The organism is Morganella sp. HSTU-ASny43 (assembly GCF_022819185.1).
GTDB lineage: Bacteria > Pseudomonadota > Gammaproteobacteria > Enterobacterales > Enterobacteriaceae > Morganella > Morganella morganii.
This window is the reverse complement of sequence record NZ_WSPG01000002.1, coordinates 89,457-109,753: the sequence shown is the minus strand read 5'-3', so window position 1 is coordinate 109,753 and position 20,297 is coordinate 89,457. Positions and strand designations below refer to the sequence as shown.

14 protein-coding genes are annotated in these 20,297 nt (G+C 53.7%); 7 read left to right on the top strand and 7 right to left on the bottom strand.

Annotated elements, in window-relative coordinates; all coding sequences use genetic code 11:
• The first annotated feature begins 167 nt into the window (after positions 1 to 167).
• From ygfK to GN208_RS01890, 6 genes are all read left to right on the top strand, one after another.
• Positions 168 to 3,278: a putative selenate reductase subunit YgfK gene (gene ygfK / locus GN208_RS01915; RefSeq protein WP_015422474.1), complete on the top strand. Its 3,111-nt coding sequence runs from the start codon at positions 168 to 170 to the stop codon at positions 3,276 to 3,278.
• A gap of 2 nt (positions 3,279 to 3,280) precedes the next feature.
• Positions 3,281 to 4,606, top strand: coding sequence for a putative aminohydrolase SsnA (ssnA, locus tag GN208_RS01910; RefSeq protein WP_004236066.1), 1,326 nt, complete (start codon positions 3,281 to 3,283; stop codon positions 4,604 to 4,606).
• Positions 4,607 to 4,664: 58 nt separating this feature from the next.
• A complete protein-coding gene (ygfM, locus tag GN208_RS01905) occupies positions 4,665 to 5,438 on the top strand; it encodes a molybdopterin-dependent oxidoreductase FAD-binding subunit (protein ID WP_004236068.1) in 774 nt (257 codons plus the stop codon).
• A 3-nt stretch (positions 5,439 to 5,441) separates the two neighbouring features.
• Positions 5,442 to 8,312, top strand: coding sequence for a molybdopterin-dependent oxidoreductase Mo/Fe-S-binding subunit (locus tag GN208_RS01900; RefSeq protein ID WP_004236070.1), 2,871 nt, complete (start codon positions 5,442 to 5,444; stop codon positions 8,310 to 8,312).
• Positions 8,313 to 8,373: 61 nt separating this feature from the next.
• Positions 8,374 to 9,690, top strand: coding sequence for a guanine deaminase (gene guaD, locus GN208_RS01895; RefSeq protein WP_004236071.1), 1,317 nt, complete (start codon positions 8,374 to 8,376; stop codon positions 9,688 to 9,690).
• A gap of 57 nt (positions 9,691 to 9,747) precedes the next feature.
• The gene (locus GN208_RS01890) at positions 9,748 to 11,115 is read left to right on the top strand and encodes an NCS2 family permease (RefSeq protein WP_004236072.1); all 1,368 of its coding nucleotides are present in this window, start codon (positions 9,748 to 9,750) and stop codon (positions 11,113 to 11,115) included.
• Between the two features lie 85 nt (positions 11,116 to 11,200).
• Here the strand turns inward: GN208_RS01890 and GN208_RS01885 are convergent, their stop codons facing one another.
• Together GN208_RS01885 and GN208_RS01880 are read right to left on the bottom strand one after the other, a co-directional pair.
• Entirely contained in the window at positions 11,201 to 12,127 is a 927-nt protein-coding gene (locus tag GN208_RS01885) for a hypothetical protein (RefSeq protein ID WP_004236073.1), read from the bottom strand.
• Positions 12,124 to 13,146 carry an SPFH domain-containing protein gene (locus GN208_RS01880; RefSeq protein ID WP_004236074.1) on the bottom strand — a complete coding sequence of 341 codons (1,023 nt, stop codon included), beginning with the start codon at positions 13,144 to 13,146 and terminating at the stop codon, positions 12,124 to 12,126. Before GN208_RS01880 ends, GN208_RS01885 begins: the two co-directional genes overlap by 4 nt.
• 158 nt (positions 13,147 to 13,304) lie before the next feature.
• On the opposite strand from GN208_RS01880, the gene GN208_RS01875 reads away from it, so the two are divergent.
• Positions 13,305 to 14,027: an NUDIX domain-containing protein gene (locus tag GN208_RS01875; protein WP_004236075.1), complete on the top strand. Its 723-nt coding sequence runs from the start codon at positions 13,305 to 13,307 to the stop codon at positions 14,025 to 14,027.
• An 18-nt stretch (positions 14,028 to 14,045) separates the two neighbouring features.
• On the opposite strand, the gene GN208_RS01870 is transcribed toward GN208_RS01875, so the two are convergent.
• The 5 genes from GN208_RS01870 to eutR form a co-directional block, all read right to left on the bottom strand.
• A complete protein-coding gene (locus GN208_RS01870; protein WP_004236076.1) occupies positions 14,046 to 14,954 on the bottom strand; it encodes an ABC transporter substrate-binding protein in 909 nt (302 codons plus the stop codon).
• A gap of 1 nt (position 14,955) precedes the next feature.
• Entirely contained in the window at positions 14,956 to 15,675 is a 720-nt protein-coding gene (locus GN208_RS01865; protein ID WP_004236078.1) for a (2Fe-2S) ferredoxin domain-containing protein, read from the bottom strand.
• A gap of 12 nt (positions 15,676 to 15,687) precedes the next feature.
• The gene (locus GN208_RS01860) at positions 15,688 to 17,652 is read right to left on the bottom strand and encodes a TonB-dependent receptor (RefSeq protein WP_015422473.1); all 1,965 of its coding nucleotides are present in this window, start codon (positions 17,650 to 17,652) and stop codon (positions 15,688 to 15,690) included.
• Between the two features lie 338 nt (positions 17,653 to 17,990).
• Positions 17,991 to 19,034, bottom strand: a complete 1,044-nt coding sequence (gene ansB, locus GN208_RS01855; RefSeq protein WP_004236080.1) for an L-asparaginase 2 — start codon at positions 19,032 to 19,034, stop codon at positions 17,991 to 17,993.
• Positions 19,035 to 19,249: 215 nt separating this feature from the next.
• Positions 19,250 to 20,284, bottom strand: coding sequence for an HTH-type transcriptional regulator EutR (gene eutR / locus GN208_RS01850; protein WP_015422472.1), 1,035 nt, complete (start codon positions 20,282 to 20,284; stop codon positions 19,250 to 19,252).
• Positions 20,285 to 20,297: the final 13 nt, after the last annotated feature.

The following is a 20,297-nucleotide window of genomic DNA, read 5'->3' as shown; positions in this document are numbered from 1 at the left end:
TCACACTTTGACATTAAGATTAGATTTGTCTCACATTTTTTTATTTCTCTGAATACGAAATCCGCAGCCTTAAACAATCCTGGCGTAATTGTTGCAACTGTGAGTGCATACAGTTGCATGTCCGGCACCACCGGCATGCCCCCTCATATTGCAGCAAGGAGAGTTTTATGGGAGATATAATGCGTCCCGTCCCGTTCGGCGAACTTCTGAACCGGATCTTTGAAGAATATAAGGCGAGCCGTTCCATTTTTGGTATCAATGAACGGCAGTTTTACCGCAGAGAACATCAGCATCCTCTGATGTCTGTCTTCGGTGAAACCTGCGAGACGCCGATCGGCCCGGCGGCCGGTCCCCATACTCAGCTTGCTCAGAATATTGTGGTTTCCTGGCTGACCGGCGGCCGTTTTATCGAGGTGAAAACCGTTCAGATCCTCGATGAACTTGAGCTCGAAAAGCCGTGTATCGATGCTCAGGACGAATGTTTCAACACCGAATGGTCCACCGAATTTACCCTGCCGAAAGCCCACGACGAATACCTCAAAGCCTGGTTTGCCCTTCATTTATTAGAAGCGATTTTTGACCCGCGCACCAAAGGCGAGGCGAAATCCTTCATCTTTAATATGAGTGTCGGTTATAACCTGGAAGGGATTAAACAACCGCGCATGCAGCAGTATATCCACGCCATGTTGGATTCCTCACAGCTGCCGGTCTTCGCGAAATACCGCGAGGAGATGAAAGCCTTTATTTCCCGTCCGGGCTTCCTGAAAGAGCTGGGTCTGGAAGATCGCAAAGCCGATCTGCTGGCCATGACTGACCGCGTGCCGGGGGATTTATCCAAAGGTGTGACCCTCTCCACCATGCACGGCTGCCCGCCGGATGAGATTGAGGCTATCTGCCGCTACATGCTGGAAGAAAAGCACATCAATACCTATGTGAAGCTGAACCCGACACTGCTCGGCTTCCCGCGTGTCCGTGAAATCCTCGACACCTGCGGCTTTGATTACATCGGGCTGAGTGAGGAATCGTTCTCTCATGACCTGAAACTGGATCGCGCCCTGGAAATGTTACAGCGCCTGATGGATCTGGCGAAGGAAGTGGATCGCGGTTTCGGGGTCAAGCTGACCAACACCCTCGGCACCATCAATAACAAAGGGCGTCTGCCGGGCGGCGAGATGTATATGTCAGGCCGAGCCCTGTTCCCGCTCTCCATCAACGTTGCCGCGCTGCTCTCCCGTCATTTTGACGGCAAACTGCCGATTTCTTACTCCGGCGGTGCCAGTAAGTTCAATATCCGCGATATTTTTGAATCCGGTATCCGCCCTATCACCATGGCGACTGACCTGCTGAAACCGGGTGGTTATATGCGCCAGACCGAGTGCCTGCGTGAGCTGGATAAGTCCGATGCGTGGGGCATGACGCAGATTGATGTGGGTAAACTGAATGCGCTGGCAGAACGTGCCGTCAGCATGGAATATACCCAGAAACACTGGAAATCAGACCAGGAAATCGACGCCGGTGGCCCGCTGCCGCTGACCGACTGTTATGTCGCACCGTGTGTGACTGCCTGTGCCATCAAACAGGACATTCCTGAATATATCCGCCTGCTGGGCGAAGGCCGCTATGCGGATGCACTGGAACTGATTTACCAGCGTAACGCCCTGCCTGCCATCACCGGTCATATCTGTGATCACCAGTGCCAGTACAACTGTACCCGCCTGGATTACGAAAGTGCGCTGAATATCCGCGAACTGAAAAAAGTGGCGGTGGAAAAAGGCTGGAAAGAGTACAAAGCCCGCTGGCACAAACCGGCCGGTTCCGGTGATAAAAACCCGGTCGCGGTGATTGGTGCCGGCCCTGCCGGTCTGGCTGCCGGGTATTTCCTCGCCCGTGCCGGTCATCCGGTGACGGTATTTGAGAAAGAAGCGAATGCCGGTGGTGTGGTGGCGAATATCATCCCGCACTTCCGTATCCCGCGTGAAACTATTGAGCACGATATTCAGTTCGTCGCTGACCACGGCGTGAAATTTGAATACGGCTGTGACCCGCGTCTGACCGTCGATAAACTGCTGGAGCAGGGTTTCACCTATGTGCTGGTCGCGATAGGGACAGACAAAAACAGCGGCGTGAAACTCGCCGGTGACAACCGCAACGTCTATAAATCCCTGCCGTTCCTGCATGATTACAACAACAATGCGCCGCTGAAAATGGGCAAACATGTTGCCGTTATCGGTGCCGGTAACACCGCGATGGACTGCGCCCGCGCCGCCAAACGGATTGCCGGTGTGGAAGATGTGACGGTTATTTACCGCCGTTCTCAGGCAGAAATGCCAGCCTGGCCGGAAGAGTATGAAGAAGCGGTTGAAGATGATGTGAAATTCATGTTCCTGCACAATCCGGAGCAGTTCAATGCTGACGGCACCCTGCTGGTCCGCACCATGAAACTGGGTGAGCCGGATGAGTCAGGCCGCCGCCGTCCGGTGGCGACAGAAGAGACTGTCTCCCTGAAAATCGACAGCGTGATCACCGCTATCGGCGAACAGCAGGACTGCGAAGTGCTGTCACAAATCGGCGTGCCGATGGGTGAAGACGGCTGGCCGGCGGTGTACCGCAACAGCGGTGAAACCACCCGCGCCAATGTGTTCCTGATTGGTGATGTGCAGAGCGGCCCGTCCTCTATCGTGGCGGCTATCGGTGATGCGGGTCGTGCGACGGATGCCATTCTGGAGCGCGAAAATATCCTCTCTCACTACAGCGACAAATACTGGCTCAATGTGGATCCGCAGGATATCACTGACCGCAAAGGCGCTATCGCCGTGCAGATGGTGGACAGCAACGACCGCGAGGCGTTCGTGAAACAGGAAGCTCAGCGCTGCCTGGAATGTAATTACATCTGTGCGAAATGTGTCGATGTGTGCCCGAACCGCGCCAACATTTCAGTGGCGATTCCGGGCTTCCGTAACCGTTATCAGACCCTGCACCTGGATGCGATGTGTAACGAATGCGGCAACTGTGCCCAGTTCTGCCCGTGGCAGGGCAAGCCGTACAAAGACAAAGTCACTATCTTCAGCCTGCCGGAAGACTTCGAAAACAGCACCAACCCGGGCTTCCTGGCTGACGGCAGCACCTTTACTGTCCGCCTGGACGGCAAAGTCAGCAAATTACAGCTGGGTGCTGACGGGGAATTCAGTCAGGTTCCTCAGGAGCTGGAAGAGATGTGCCGCATCATGAGCCATGTCCATAAACACTATCGTTATCTGTTAGGCCGGGTGGAGAAATAATTATGCTGATTCTGAAAAATGCCACCATCACTGAGTTCGAACCGGCGGGGATCCGCGAAGGGGTCGATATCGCCATAGAGGGTGACAAAATTGCGGCTGTGGGTAACGGGCTTCATTCCCGTTACCCGGGCGCGGAAGTCAAAGAAATGAACGGCAAACTGGTGATGCCGGGGATCGTCTGTTCCCATAACCATTTCTATTCCGGCCTGTCACGCGGCATTATGGCGAATATCGCGCCGAGCCCTGATTTCATCTCCACCCTGAAAAACCTGTGGTGGCGGCTCGACCGCGCGCTGGATGAGGAATCCCTTTATTACAGCGGCCTTATCTGCTCTCTCGAAGCGATTAAGAGCGGCTGTACCTCGGTGATTGACCACCATGCCTCACCAAACTATATCGCCGGTTCCCTGAAAACCCTGCGCGACGGCTTCCTGAAAGCCGGTCTGCGCGGCATGACCTGCTACGAAACCACCGACCGCAACGGCGGCCTGAAAGAGCTGGAAGCCGGGGTGGAAGAGAATATCGCCTTTGCGGAGCTTATCGACAGCGAACGCAAAAGCGGTAAATCCCGCTATCTGGTGGAAGCGCACATCGGGGCACACGCGCCGTTCACCGTGGCGGATGAAGGTCTGAAAATGCTGCGCGAGGCGATTAAGAAAACCGGACGCGGCCTGCATATCCATGCGGCGGAAGACAGTTATGACGTCTCTTTCAGCCATGACAAATACGGCAAGGACCTGCTGATCCGCCTGGGTGAGTTTGATCTGATTGATGAAAAAACCCTGATCGCCCACGGCCTGTATCTTTCTTCCGCAGATATTGAGCTGCTGAATAAAAAAGATGGCTTCCTGGTCCACAACGCCCGCTCCAATATGAACAACCATGTCGGCTACAACCACCGCCTGGGTGACTACAACAACGTGGTACTCGGCACAGACGGTATCGGCTCCGATATGTTAGAAGAAATGAAGTTTGCCTTCTTCAAACACCGCGATGCAGGCGGCGCTATGTGGCCGGACAGCTTCACCCGCTTCCTGTGGAATGGTAACCGCTTACTGGCACGCAACTTCGGCAAACAATTCGGCCGCGTGGAAACCGGGTATCAGGCTGACCTGACCATTTGTGATTACACACCACCAACACCGTTTGTCGGGGATAACCTGCCGGGCCATCTGGCCTTCGGTTTAGGATCCAACAGTGTGAACAGCGTGATGGTGGATGGTGTGATGGTGTATGAAAACCGTCAGTTCCCATTCGATATCGAACCGCTCTTTGCAGAAGCACGCAAAGCCGCGAAAAAGATGTGGGCCCGGATGGACGCACTGTAATAAAAAACCATGGCCTGCGGCACTGCCGCAGGCCGGAAGAGCAATGTAGGGGTAACCCATGATCGAACAATTTTTCCGCCCTGCCACCTTAACGCAGGCAACTGAGCTGAAACAACGCTTTCAGGAAAACGCTGTCTGGTTTGCAGGCGGCAGTAAACTGAATGCGGTACCGACCAAAACTGACCGCACTGTCGCTATCTCACTGTCACTGCTGCCGCTGAAGTCCATCGAGTGGCAGGACGGTATTCTGCGCATCGGCGCGGTTGTCACGCTGGAAACGCTGCGTGAAAGCCCGCTGATCCCGCGTGCGCTGTATGACGCGCTCGGTTTTGTCTATTCACGCCATATCCGTAACCAGGCCACCATCGGCGGGGAGATCGCCGCCTGTCAGCGCGAACATGCGCTGCTGCCGGTGCTGCTGGTACTGGATGCTCAGGTTCAGCTGGCCAGCAATGATGTGATCCCGCTGGAAAGCTATCTCGCCGCACCGGATGACCGCCTGATCACCCATCTGATTTTACAGGATCCGTTCCGCCGCTGTGCCACCCGTACTGTCCGCGAAACCGCTGACGGCTGGGCTGTGGTCACTGCCGCTGTCGCACTGACCGGTAATAATGAGCAGCGGATCGCCGTTGACGGTGTCGGTTGCGGTATCAGCCGTCTGCCGCAGGTTGAGGCGAAAAATCTCAGCGGGGAAGCGCTGGAGAAAGCCGTCAGTCAGGCCGTGAATCCGAAAGCGGATTTACTGGGCAGCGAAGAATATAAACGCTATATCACCGGAATTTTAGTTTCAGACCTGCTGACAGACTGCCGGCAAATGGGGGAGGAATAAGAAATGAACGTCCATTTTATACTTAACGGCACCCCGCATTCACCCGATTGCATTCCGGGCGAAAACGTCCGTAACATTCTGTTCAGCCTGGGTATGCACTCTGTGCGTAACAGTGATGACGGCTATGGCTTCGCAGGCTCTGACGCCATTTTGTTCAACGGCCGTATTGTCAACGCCTCACTGCTGATCGCCGCCCAGCTGGAAGGCGCAGTGATTGAAACCGCCGAATCTCTCGGCAAATGGAATGAACTGAGTGATGTTCAGCAGGCGATGGTGGATGTGGGTGTGATCCAGTCCGGTTATAACGACCCGGCGGCTGCCCTGATCCTGACTGATCTTATCAAACGTATTCCGGAGCCGGATCGCGACCAGATTGATGATGCCCTTTCCGGACTGTTCAGCCGTGACGCTGGTTATCAGCAATTCTATGAAGTCATTGATCTGCTGGTAAAACGCCGCAAAGATCCGCACTACAAAGCTGACAATGCACCGGCCTTCCGTGATGACCTGACCGTTGTCGGGAAAGTCACGCCGAAAACCGATGCTGCCGTAATGGTGCAGGCAAAACCGTGCTATGTGGAAGACCGCATTCCTGCCAATACCTGTGTCATTAAAATGCTGCGCAGCCCGCACGCTCACGCGCTGATCACCCGCCTGGATGTCAGTAAAGCGGAAGCCCTGCCGGGCGTGGTGCATGTTATCACCCACAAAAACTGTCCGGATGTGTATTACACCCCCGGCGGACAGAGTGCGCCGGAGCCGTCTCCGCTTGACCGCCGCATGTTCGGTAAAAAACTCCGTCACGTCGGTGACCGCGTGGCCGCTGTGGTGGCAGAAAACGAAGCTATCGCACTGAAAGCATTATCGTTAATCGAAGTCGAATATGACGTGCTGAAACCGGTTCTGTCTATCGATGAAGCCAAAGCTGACGGCGCACCGCTGGTGCATGATGAGCCGGTGATTTATGTTAACGGCGCGCCGGCCGACCTGGCAGAGCAGAATAAAAACGCGGCAGATCGCGGCGAGCATTTACAGATTAACTTCCCGATCGGCGCAAAACCGTGCAAAAACATTGCTGCGGGTGTTCACGGCCATATCGGGGATCTGGATAAAGGCTTTGCCGAAGCGGATACCGTTATCGAGCGCACCTATGAATCCCGCCAGGTTCAGCAGTGCCCGACCGAACCGCATATCTGCTACACCTACATGAACGGCGACCGTCTGGTGATCCACGCCTCCACTCAGGTACCGTGGCACTTACGCCGCCAGGTGGCGCGTATTCTCGGCCTGAAACAAAACAAAGTGCATGTGATTAAAGAGCGTGTCGGCGGCGGCTTTGGTTCCAAGCAGGATATCCTGCTGGAAGAAGTCTGCGCGTGGGCAACGTATGTCACCGGCCGTCCGGTCTCATTCCGCTACACCCGTGAAGAAGAGTTTATCGCGAACACCAGCCGCCATGTGGCAAAAGTGAAGATCAAACTGGGCGCGAAAAAAGACGGGAAAATCACCGCCATCAATATGGAATTCCTGGCGAACACCGGCCCTTACGGTAACCACTCACTGACGGTACCGAGTAACGGTCCGGCGCTGTCACTGCCGCTCTATCCGTGTGATAACGTCGATTTTCAGGTGACCACTTACTACTCCAACATCTGCCCGACCGGTGCATATCAGGGTTACGGGGCACCGAAAGGTAACTTCGCCCTGACCATGATCCTGGCCGAACTGGCGAAAGAACTGAATATCGACCTGCTGGATCTGATTGAAACCAACCGCGTGCATGAAGGTCAGGAACTGAAGATCCTCGGTGCTATCGGGGAAGGTAAAATGCCGACCTCGGTACCGACTGCCGCCAGCTGCGCCCTCGGCCCGATCCTGAAAAAAGGCCGCGAACTTATCAACTGGGATTCCCCGCGCAAACAGGACGGCGACTGGAAAACCGGACGCGGCGTGGCCATCATCATGCAGAAATCAGGGATCCCGGATATCGACCAGGCAAACTGTATGGTCAAACTGGAATCTGACGGCACCTTTATCGTCCACTCCGGTGGTGCGGATATCGGTACCGGACTCGATACCGTGGTCAAAAAACTGACCGCCGAAGTGCTGTGCTGCTGCCCGGATGATGTCCATGTTATCTCAGGGGATACTGACCACGCGCTGTTCGACAAAGGAGCTTATGCCTCCTCCGGCACCTGCTTCTCCGGTAATGCGGCGAAAATGGCGGCAGAGAATCTGCGTAAAAAAATCCTGTTCCACGGTGCCGCGCAAATCGGCGAGCCGGTGGAGGATGTCACCCTGGCGGCACCGGGTGTGGTGCGCGGTAAGAAAGGCGAAATCACATTCGCGGATCTGGCGCATGCAGCCGAAGGCGGTACCGGGTTTGGTGTGCTGGTGGCAAACGCCAGTTATATCACACCGGACTTTGCCTTCCCGTACGGGGCAAACTTTGCCGAAGTGGCCGTGAACACCCGTACCGGTGAAATCCGCCTGGATAAATTCTACGCACTGCTCGACTGCGGTACGCCGGTGAACCCGGATCTGGCCTTAGGTCAGATTTACGGTGCCTCCATGCGTGCCATCGGCCACAGTATGTCAGAAGAGATCCGCTACGACGCCAAAGGTGTGCCGCTGACCCGCGACCTGAAAACCTACGGCGCACCGAAGATCGGCGATATTCCGCGTGATTTCCGCGCGTTCCTGGTGCCGAGTGATGACCAGGTCGGCCCGTATGGTGCGAAATCCATCTCGGAAATCGCGGTTAACGGTGCAGCACCGGCTATCGCCACCGCAATTCATGATGCCTGCGGTGTCTGGCTGCGTGAATGGCACTTCACGCCGGAAAAAATTCTGCGCGGCCTGAGCAAAATATAATTAAATCAACCCTGCCCTCGCCGGTTCCGGTGAGGGCTTTTTGTAAGCAGAGGAGTCAGCTATGTCGTCTGAACATACCGTCAAAGCGGTACGCGGGAAGTTCCTGGATATCACCCGCGTAGTGACCTCGATGGACGATCTGCCCGATGCAGTCCGCCTGATTGATGACGGCCTGATGCTAATCCGGCACGGAAAAATAGAGTGGTTCGGACAGTGGGAAGACGGGAAGCATCTGATCCCGGAAACCGTCCGTGTCCGTGATTACACCGGGAAACTGGTGGTGCCGGGCTTTATTGATACCCACGTTCACTATCCGCAGAGCGAGATGATCGGTGCTCACGGCGAGCAGTTACTCGAATGGCTCAACCGCCATGTGTTCCCGACCGAAAAGCTGTATCAGGATATTGATTACGCCCGTGAAATGTCAGCGTTTTTTATCAAACAACTGCTGCGTAACGGCACCACGACCGCACTGGTCTTCAGTACTGTTCACCCGGAATCGGTCAATGCCCTGTTTGATGCGGCAAGCCAGCTCAATATGCGCCTCATCACCGGTAAAGTGATGATGGACAGAAACGCGCCGGACTACCTCACCGACACACCGGAAAGCAGCTACGAAGAGTGTAAGGCACTGATCGAACGCTGGCATAAGAAAGGGCGTCTGCTCTATGCCATCACCCCGCGTTTTGCACCGACCTCCAGCCCGGAACAACTGGCGGTGTGTCAGCGGCTGCGCGAAGAGTATCCGGACACCTGGGTTCACACTCACCTTGATGAAAACAAAGCAGAAATTGAGTGGGTAAAAGAGCTCTATCCGGACAGTAAAAACTACCTGGATGTCTATCACCACTACGGACTGACCGGCGAACGCAGCGTATTTGCGCACTGTATCCACCTTGAGGAAGAAGAGTGGGACTGCCTGCACGATACCGGCTCGGCGGTGGCATTTTGTCCGACATCAAACCTTTATCTCGGCAGCGGCCTGTTTAATCTGAAAAAGGCGCTGGCGAAAAAAGTGAAAGTCGGGATTGGTACGGATGTCGGTGCCGGAACGACCTTCAATATGCTGCAGACACTGAGTGAAGCTTACAAAGTGATGCAGTTGCAGAAAACCTGTTTAACCGCCTTTGAAGCGTTTTATCTCGCCACTCTCGGCGGCGCGCATTCATTAGGACTGGATAACTGTATCGGTAACTTTGCCGCCGGCAAAGAAGCGGATTTTGTGGTACTTGAACCGACCGCGACCCCGCTCCAGCAGTTGCGTTATGACAACTCACGCACGCTGGCGGAGAAACTGTTTGTGATGATTGCGCTTGGTGATGACCGCACGATTTACCGGACTTACATCGATGGACGCCTGGTCTATGAACGGACCTGACGCACACCAATGCAGTGATTAAAACACATTTTCATTTCATTCTCGGGGTCTGCAATTATGTCTGATAATACAACACCGGATAACTCCGGGGCGGCAGCAAAAGGCGCACTGGACGCGTACTTTAAAATCTCCGCCCGCGGCAGCAGCGTCAAACGGGAGATTCTGGCGGGAGTCACCACCTTCCTCGCCATGGTCTATTCTGTCATCGTCGTCCCTTCCATGCTCGGCAAAGCCGGGTTCCCGCCGGGTGCCATCTTTGTCGCCACCTGTCTGGTCGCCAGTATCGGCTCCATCATGATGGGATTGTGGGCAAACCTGCCGATGGCTATCGGCTGTGCTATATCACTCACCGCCTTTACCGCATTCAGCCTGGTGCTCGGGCAGCAAATCAGTATTCCGGTTGCGCTCGGTGCGGTCTTTCTGATGGGTGTGATTTTTACCCTGATTTCCGTTACCGGGGTGCGAAACTGGATCCTGCGCAACCTGCCGATGGGGATAGCCCACGGCACCGGGATTGGTATCGGCCTGTTCCTGCTGCTGATTGCCGCCAACGGTGTCGGTCTGGTTATCAAGAACCCGCTGGAAGGTCTGCCGGTGGCAATGGGGGCATTTACCTCCTTCCCGGTCGCCATGTCACTGATCGGACTGGCGGTGATTGTCAGTCTGGAAAAAATGCACGTCCCGGGCGGGATCCTGCTGGTGATTATCGGGATTTCAGTTATCGGCCTGATTGTTGACCCGAACGTCACCTATCAGGGGCTGATCGCCATGCCGTCACTGAGTGGTGCGGACGGTAAATCTCTGATCTTCAGTATGGATATTATGGGTGCCCTGCAAACAGCGGTTCTGCCGAGTGTGCTGGCGCTGGTGATGACAGCGGTGTTTGATGCCACCGGCACCATCCGTGCCGTCGCCGGACAAGCCAACCTGCTGGACAAAGACAATCAGATTATCAACGGCGGCAAAGCGCTGACCGTGGACTCCGTCAGCTCCATTATCTCCGGTGCGGTGGGTGCTTCTCCGGCAGCGGTATATATTGAATCCGCTGCGGGGACAGCCGCAGGCGGTAAAACCGGGCTGACTGCCGTAACCGTCGGCGTGCTGTTCCTGCTGATCCTGTTCTTCTCACCACTCTCTTACCTGATCCCGGGGTATGCAACCGCACCAGCACTGATGTATGTCGGCCTGCTGATGCTGAGTAATGTGGCAAAACTGGATTTCGACGACTCTGTCGATGCCATGTCCGGGCTGGTGTGTGCGGTCTTTATCGTACTGACCTGTAATATCGTCACCGGTATTATGCTGGGTTATGTCACCCTGGTCATCGGCCGCCTGGTGGCAAAAGAGTGGCGTAAACTCAACACCGGCACAGTGATTATTGCGGTGGTGTTAGTCGCCTTCTATGCGGGCGGCTGGGCTATCTGATCAATAAACAAACGTGGTTTTATTCCTTACGGGGCACGCTGTGTGCCCCGTTCTGTTATCCGCCGCCCGGCGGTACACTGGTTTGTTATTCATACATCAGCCTTCCCTGTATATCCGCAATACCGATTGTGACAATACATCCTGCATTGAAATGAAGAAAATCGGACTCTATCCCGTCAGAAAAAATAACCCCGTTTTCCGGCATCTGTGATTCAAGCTGTAATGTCATCGTATTATCGACCGCCCCGAAAACCAGTGAGGTTCCGGATGTCCGCCCCGGGAAAGGCTCCCGCACACTGAACTGCAGCCGCTTTTCATCCCAGGCGATCCCGGCGCGCAGCGGATGTGAACTGCCGCCGGTCACGCCCAGCGCACCGGCCAGAACAGACTGTAACCAGCCCGTCGAACCGAGCCCTGTTGAGACAATCACCCCGGAGGAAGACTGCGCCTCCGCCTGCCCGCCGTGACTGAGAATATAGCGGGCCGATGTGTGACTTTTCGGCCCGATAAACAGATCATTGACCGCCAGCATTTTCTGTCCGTCATTGGTGACCGCCTGTGCAAAACTCAGGACTTTCGACGGCATATCCAGGTTCAGTGTCCGCATCACCACCGATGCCAGCTGCGGCAGTTCAAAAGGCAGCAGTATACCGTCCCAGCGTTCCGGATCCGGGTTAACCGCAATCACCGGCTGGCCGTTCAGGTATTTCAGGGTATTCGCCACCAGCCCGTCGCGGCCGATAATCACCACAATATCGCGGTCAGAAAACTGATACCCCGGCAGCAGCGTGCGATCCGGAATCTGTACCTGTCCCGCCTGCAGCAAAATACGTTTCGCCTCTGTCAGCTGCGCCTGGTAGCGATCATGCTCCGCGAGATAATCACTCACGGAGATGCCGTTATGCTCCAGATAAAACTTCGCCTGCGGCCAGGTATTGAAACGGGCGATCAGCTCCTGTAACCGGGTTTTCTGTGTGACCAGGACAAACCGTACCTCATCCCGGCGGCTCATGCTTTGCTCACTTTTTTCATCATCTGACTGAACATATCCGGCGCGATATTCAGCTCACCTATTTTTCCGGCATTCTGTGCCAGTGACTCAAAGGCCATCGCCATCAGCTGCTCCGGCGCCATCCGGCTCAGTGCCAGGGCTTTGAGATTCTCCACCGGCAGCTCACGGTACGCTTTCATTTTGGTTTCAATGGCATACGCATCCGCATCGGACTGAACGCGCTGATTATCGGCACTGAGAGAAACCAGTGTCTGACGCTGCTGCTCCTCACCAATCTCTGCCACCAGCCGCTCCTGCGCCATTGCCGCCTGTTCACGCAACAGTGCGCGTTCGTTTTCCAGCCGGGATTCCTCTATCTGCTGCTCTTTTTTCTGCACAGAGAGATCGGTCTCCAGCTCAGCTTCTTTGATCGTGCGCTCCTGTTCAACGGAGGATTTACGCCGCGCATAAATCGCATCATCCGCCTCTTTCAGCAGGGATTCCCGGGCTTCCGCCTCAAGTGCGCGGGCCGTTTCAGGTGTCGGGGTAATCGCGGTGACAGAGAAATCCAGAATGGTGATCCCCAGAGCCTCAAGCGCCGCCTGCTGTGACAGACGTGACTGCACCAATGCCACCAGCGACTGGCTGAGCAATAATGCACGGCGCAGCGGCGTGGACTGGATCTCCGCCTGGATAATGGTTTGTGCCGCGCGGACAATCCGGTCATTCAGTTTCATCGGGTCGTCGGTCGCGTAGGTTTTTCCGTCCCGGTTGAGTACAAAGTTAAGCACTCCGGCCGTTTTTTCCGGCGCACTGACCTGAAAGGAGAGTTGCCCCTGAACGCGGAGGCTCTGGAAATCCGCTGTCTGGAAATTGAAAATAAACGGGGTTTCCTGCGCACTTAAGGGTAGTGCGGCGATCGATGTGGTCGCACTGTTGTACCAGAAGCTCAGCCCTTGTCCCTGACTTTTGACATGACCGTTCACGGAACGGATAACAAATGTGGACGGGTCTGCTTTAAAGAATTTTAAATTAAACATAGTATCACCTCATTAGTGTCGTTATGACAATAACAAATAGTGACTTATTGACACTATTAATGTCAAGCTGAATTAGTGTCTGAATGACATTTAATTTGCAATCCGGATTTCTCTCCTTACAATAGAATGACTTATCCCGATTTCAGGATGTGACGCAAATGGATGAACAAACTTACCTCGCCGGTTATCAGCGCCGTGATTTTTTGTCGCCCCTGGTGACTGTTGATGCTGTGCTTTTCACTTATCACAATGAAACCCTGCATGTGCTGCTGGCCGAACGTGCGGAACATCCGGAGAAAGGCAAATGGGGATTGCCCGGTGGTTTTGTGGATGAGGCACAGGATAAGACTCTGGAAGATACCGTACTGCGGAAACTGCGGGAAAAAACCGGTGTCACACCGCCGTACATTGAGCAGTTATGTACGGTCGGCAATGGTCAGCGGGACAAACGCGGCTGGTCAGTCACCGTCTGCTATACGGCACTGATTGCCATGCAGGCGTGTGAAAAGCAAATTAACACAGTGAATTCAGTCAGATGGATACCGCTGGATGAAGCAGAGAATATGATATTGGCGTTTGATCACCAGTTACTTATCCGTCAGGCCAGAGCGCGGCTGCGCCAGAAATCCCTCTATTCCGTCGTGCCGGGATTCGCCCTGCCGGAAACCTTTACCCTGCCGGAATTACAGCACGTTCATGAAATTCTGATTGGTCAGCCGATTCAGAAAAAATCATTCCGCCGCCGTCTCGAACAGGCCGATCTGCTGATTGATACCGGTGAAAAACGGGCTGAACGCGGTCGCCCGGCGGCACTGTACCGCCTGAAACCGGCGTCGGCTGATTACCGTTTTATCCGTAATCTGGAAACAGACGAAGAATAAAACCGTGTTCCGCCTGTATTACTTCCTGACGGCTTCTGCTATCGTCAGCAACACATCCGGGCTTTTGACGTTGGGATAAACGCCGCTGAACGGAATAACAATGTAACGTCCGTTTTTGACAGCTTCCAGGTGAGACAGCGCCGGATGATTTGCCAGCCAGGCTTTTTTCTTTTCTGCCGGTGACCAGACCGCATCGGCGAGAATAATATAGTCCGGCTGTTTATCCAGCAGTGTTTCCGGAGAGACGTGAATACCTGCCATCGGCATGTCGATAAACACATTTTCGCCCCCGGCCAGGGTGATAACTTCGGTCATAAACCCTTTCTTTCCCTGTGACATCAGGGTGTCACTCTGGCTGTCGAGGTAAAAAATCACCGGTTTCCGGGGCAGCGGCGGCAGGGATTTTACCTGCGCCAGCGTGGCATCGATACGGGCAACGGCGGCATCCGCCTCTTTTTCCCGCCCGAGGACCCGCCCCAGGCGCTGCAAATCAATTTTAATACTGTCAAATCCGCTGTATGCCTGACGTTCGCAGGAAAATGCCATCAGATAGCTGCCGATACCGGCACGTTGCAGATCATCCTGCCCGCCCATCGAAGCCATAAAGGCAGAGGAAAACCCGGCTACGACAAAATCTGCCCCGGAGGCGATCAGTTTTTCTGTCGCGGGGTATTTGGCCGAAAAAACCGGAATACCGTGATAGCGCCCTGATTTCAGTGCCTCCGCTGAATCATCAATATAACTCACGCCCAGCATCTGCGGCCCGGCATCCAGCGCCAGTACCATATCAGCGGCATGCTGATTCATGGCAATGATATGCTGCGGCGGCGCGGTTTTATCCCACAGCGGATCGCATTTATTTCCTGCCGCAGCCCCTGCAGACAGCAGCAACAGGATCACACTGACAGCATACCGGGTAATCTTCATTTTATTTATGATCCGCCAGCAACGACGGTACCACTCTTCCCTGCTCTATCTGTTCAGAAACAAACAGATGGATCTCTTCCGGCGTGGTCAGCCGGTACCATAAATTATCCGGATAGACCGTTACCAGCGGTCCCTGGTTGCAGGGATACTGACAGTGAGAGCGGGTCAGCAGCACGCCGTTTTCATTTTCAAACAGGTTCCGCACCACAAGCTGATGGCGCAGCTGCATCAGCAGGGATTTGGCTCCCCGGCAGACACAGCGCGGCCCCATACAGAAGAAAAGGTGATAGCGGTATGGCGGTGTTTTTTCCCAGTTCGGGTTGGATTCAGCTTTCGGCTCACGACTGTTTGACTGCTTTTCCAGTTCCGTCATCACGTCACCGGCCTGTTTGGCATCTGCCGCAGAATCCCCCCCGGTAAGTACACACAAACTCCGGAACACCCGTAACTGCGGGTAATACTCTGCTATCTCCAGCTCCAGCGCCGACGTCAGAGACATCAGTTTTTCACCGGATTGCGCCGGGTCTGTCAGCACCATCAGCAGGACACAGCGGGTCTCCGGTGTGACCGTTTCCTTCAGCTGATGCAATACCGCCCCGCTGCCCACACAGCAGGCGGTATCACCGGGAAAGCCCTTCTCACTGAGTGACAGCCAGAAATCCGCAGATAAGCACGCCTCATTCTGCAACGTGTTCAGATACAGTGTGACATTCTTTCCCATAGCTCAGTGTCCTCAGAAACGGTAGGTGTAACGCAGTTCAGCGGTTAACGGACGACCGAGGTTGTCCACTTTTTCCAGGCCGTTGCTGGTCAGACCCGCCGGGTAATCGCGGTCAAACAGGTTTTCCACCAGCAGCGTGAGCTTATGCTGCTGCGCATGATCCACATACAGATACGCGCTGGCATCAAACACGGTGTAATGGCCGTAGGTATCACCGCCGGATTTCAGTTCACCCACATAGCGGGCAGCCAGTTCCGCACCCCACTGTTTTGCCGGGGCGTCATAACCGATGCGGCCGCGGGTAAAGAGTTCCGGGATATCGTTGAGTGTCGCGCCGTTTTTGGTATCCAGCCAGTTACGGGTGATATCCCCGGAGACATACCAGGACTCATCAAAGTTCAGTTTGGTCGCCAGTACCACACCTTTGGTACGGATTTCACCATCACCGTTAACCCATTTATCGTATTTACCGACTTTCACTGTCGTGATCAGATCATTGATTTCACGGGCGTAGGCCGTTGCACCGAACTGCCATGCACCGCCGTTTTCCCACTTCGTCAGGTAGTCAAAACCGGCTTCGATGTTTTTACTGGTTTCCGCTTTCAGGTTGGCATCACCGATGGTTTGCTTACTTTCATCTTTGACATATAACTGCTCAGCGTTCGGCAGTTTAAATGCTGTTCCCACCTGGCCGCGTAAATTGAGCTTTTCATTCACCTCATATTTGGTGCTTGCCATCCAGACGGTTGCATCCTGGCCGCCTTCAAAGCGTTCATAACGCACGCCGAGACTTGGTTTCAGCTCCGGTAAGACAGGGATATCCGGCCGCACCTGTAAATACAGGGCATTGGCTTTCGCGGTATCCGTTTCGATCTTCATGACCTCATCTTTACCTTTGTACCACTGGTTATCTGTCCCGACGACAAACTCATTATCCCCGAACAGGTAAGATTTGATCTGTGCCTGAACGCCGTAGTCCCGGAATCCCCAGTAAGAATCATCATTCTGAATATCCACGGAGCCGTCCGCCAGATAGCGGCTGCGGTCATAACGGGTATTCCAGTCATTAAGATGTGCACGGATTGAGTAGCTGGTATCCTGCGTCAGGAAATGCTCAAAGGAAACTGTGGCCAGATGATGGTCACGTTTGTTCATTGCCTGACGGTGATGGTTCGGGGACACCATATCCAGATCGGCCTGTGTGTACTGGTAGAATCCCTGCAATTGTGCGGTATCCGCAATAGTCTGGGTAACCTGGACACCAACAGATGTCACGTCATAGCCACGCTTTTTCTGACCGATCGTGCCGTTGTAATCACTGTCGCGATATGGCTGATAACCGTCAGATTTACTGCGGGTTACCCACGCCATCAGACCGGTTTTGCCGATATCGTTATCAAACGCTTTCTCGACGTAACCCTCTCCGTAACGGCCTTTATCCGTATCCGCGCCGACACTGAATTCACCGGACAGTACCTCTGAGGTCGGTTTTTTGGTGACAATATTAATCACACCGCTGATCGCCTGAGTACCGAAAGAGAGACTCTGCGCCCCCTGTAACACTTCGATGCGGTCAATCGCAATCAGCGGCAGAGTATCGAGATAGATCCCGCCGAACAGGCGGTTGTTCAGACGGACGCCATCAATCAGAATTAAGGTGTCATCCGGGCGGCCGCCCATAAAGGAATATTTACCGTAGCCGTAAGCCCCTTGTCCCAGAGAGACATATAATCCCGGCACATATTGCTGTAATACCTGGTTTAAATCGGATGACGGCCCGGAACGCTGAATTTCCTCACGGGTAATAACCTGTAATTTATTCCCGTAGTCGGCCAGTTCATTAACGGTGGTGGATTCAATGGTGGAAGATCGGACAATAATCGTGTCGTCATTATTTCCCAGTGTTCCGGCCTGCGCACAGAACGATAACAGCACCATGGCGGATAACGGTACCAATGCAAACTTAACTGATTTCATACCTTTCTCTTTTATTATTTTGTTGTGATACATGCCGTGAAGACAGAGTCGCTCTGACTCAGAAGCAGACAATATACTGAATGAATTCAATGGGTAAATATGAGAACAGTTCTTTTTCCCGCTTTGTGAATACGGACAGATTCAGCCCCTTTTTTCTTTAAATTCCTGTAGGCAGCTGTGTCTTTTTTGTTTCATTTATTAATTATCATTAATGATAACTATCACCTTAAACTCATTTATTGTTATGTTATAACATAACAATAAATGCATGAAAACCGATCCGAGAATAAAAAACCGCAGCCCCTTATAAGAGAGACTGCGGTCTGAAAATAATTTAATTAATATTTTTCGAAGAATGACTGAATTTTCTGCGGATCAGTGGTCTGTGTCAGAGCCAGTTGCAGCAATACTCTGGCTTTTTGCGGGTTCAGTCTGCCGGAAGCCACAAAACCGTATACATCATCATCCACTTCCGCGTTACGTGTTGTATAACCGGTCGGCACCCGGCTGGCGCGGACAACCACCACGCCCTCTTTGGCTGCGGCGGCTAATGCATCAAAAACGCCTTTATACATATTGCCGTTACCCACGCCGGCACTGACAATCCCGGCATTTCCCTCTTCCCGCAGGGCTTTTACCGGCGCATCTGAAGCATTGGCATAATTATAAACAATACCGACTTTCGGCAGTTCGCTGAGTTTACTGATATCAAACACCGCACCGGCCTGCCGTGGCAGCGCTGCCTGATAATAGGTCACTTTGCCGTTATGGATAAATCCGGTATCCCCGGCATTCACCGCTTCAAACGCCTGAACTTCCGTGGTATTCATTTTGACCACATCCCGCCCGCTAATCACCTTGTCATTCATCACCATCAGAACGCCGCGATCGGCCGCCGATTTATCCGTTGCCAAAACCACTGCATTATAGAGATTCAGCGGGCCGTCCGCGCCCAGTGCCGTGGACGGACGCATTGCCCCCACCAGCACAACCGGCTTATGGCACGATACTGTCAGGTCAAGAAAATACGCGGTCTCCTCCAGCGTATCGGTACCGTGAGTGATGATAAATCCGTCCGTTTTATCACAGGTCCGGTTGATTTCTTTTGCCAGCGTCAGCCACACCTTGTCATTCATATCCTGTGAGCCGATATTCACAATCTGCTCACCACTGAGATCTGCCAGTGCTTTGACTTCCGGTACGGCATCAATCAGCGCATTGACGCCTACTTTTCCGGCCTGATAACCGGACGAAACCGACGATTCCCCGCCCCCGGCAATAGTGCCGCCGGTGGCCAGAACTGTCACAGAAGGAAGTGCAAACGCAGGGGTCATAAAGAGAGATATCAACGCGGACAGCAGAATCTTGTTGCGGTTTTTCATACCTGAATACTCCGTTGCTCAGTAGAATTATAAATAGCCAATTAATAAATATAGAACTAATTAGATATTTAAATTCTCCTTACAGAGAATATTCACAGCAAGATGCTGAAAATGAGATCAGAAGCGGTATTTTAAAACGGTGACTCAGAAGAAGCCATTCTGACCTGCCGGAAAGAAAACACGATGCAGGTCAGAAAGCGGAAGCAGAACAACAATCACATCAGACGGCGGCTCAGTGTCTCCGACGGTTTCTCATTAAACAGGCGCTGATAGTCAGTGGCGAACTGCCCCAGGTGCCAAAACCCCCACTGCATTGCTGCGTCTTTGACGGTAGTCTGTTTTGAATACGGGCTGACCAGCTCACGACGCACAGCATTCAGCCGGATGGTTTTCAGATAAGCATTCGGGCCAATACCCAGTACCTGCTGGAAGGCATTCTGCAGCGTGCGGCGGCTGACATACAGCTCATTACACAATTCCAGCACGGTCACCGGTTCGGTGGCATTTTCAAACAGGTATTCACGGGCTTTAGAGACCAGTTTCAGGTAGTTCACACGGTTGGTGTAGTGCTCATCGGCCACGGTGCTGGCATCTTCCAGCAAGCCGAGGAATGCCGTCAGCAGGTTATGACTCAGGACACGGCTGACGGTACGGTTGCGTTCCTGCTCAATTTTGGAGTGCCAGAGGGCATGGCGGATATACTGCCAGATCGCCTCTTTTTTGAAGGGGTTCACCCCCACAGCCGGGTTTTCGCTGAGCAGATTCATCAGCCGCTCCGGGTTTTGCAGCACCACAGAGTGCTTTTTCAGGATATCGTGAGAGATCACCAGTCCCTGAATGTGATAGTCATCCGGCGTGCTCAGTTCAAATTCTTTTCCGCCCGGACGCACGGCTATTTTCTGCCGGCACAGCATCTGATTGCCGATATAGCCGGTATTCTGCTGCTCCCCCGGAATGCCGAACCAGAAGGCATTCGGCCAGACCATACAGGACTGGCGCAGAGACAGATTAGTGTATTCGTGGAATACCTGAAGCCCGTCAAACAGGGTTTCGGTCAGTTCCCCTTCAAACCGGCCCGGCGTCAGCTGATCATAAAGCTGCTGCCAGGCGGTAATAGCACACGCCTGATCATAGGCATCATGCGTATAACGCTGTGTAAAATTCTGCTCGATCACGATAGGGCTGAGATCGCGGTCATGCGGCACTTCATCATTAAGGTGATGTAAATCTGGTGTGATTTTTTTCATCATTATTTTTTCCCCA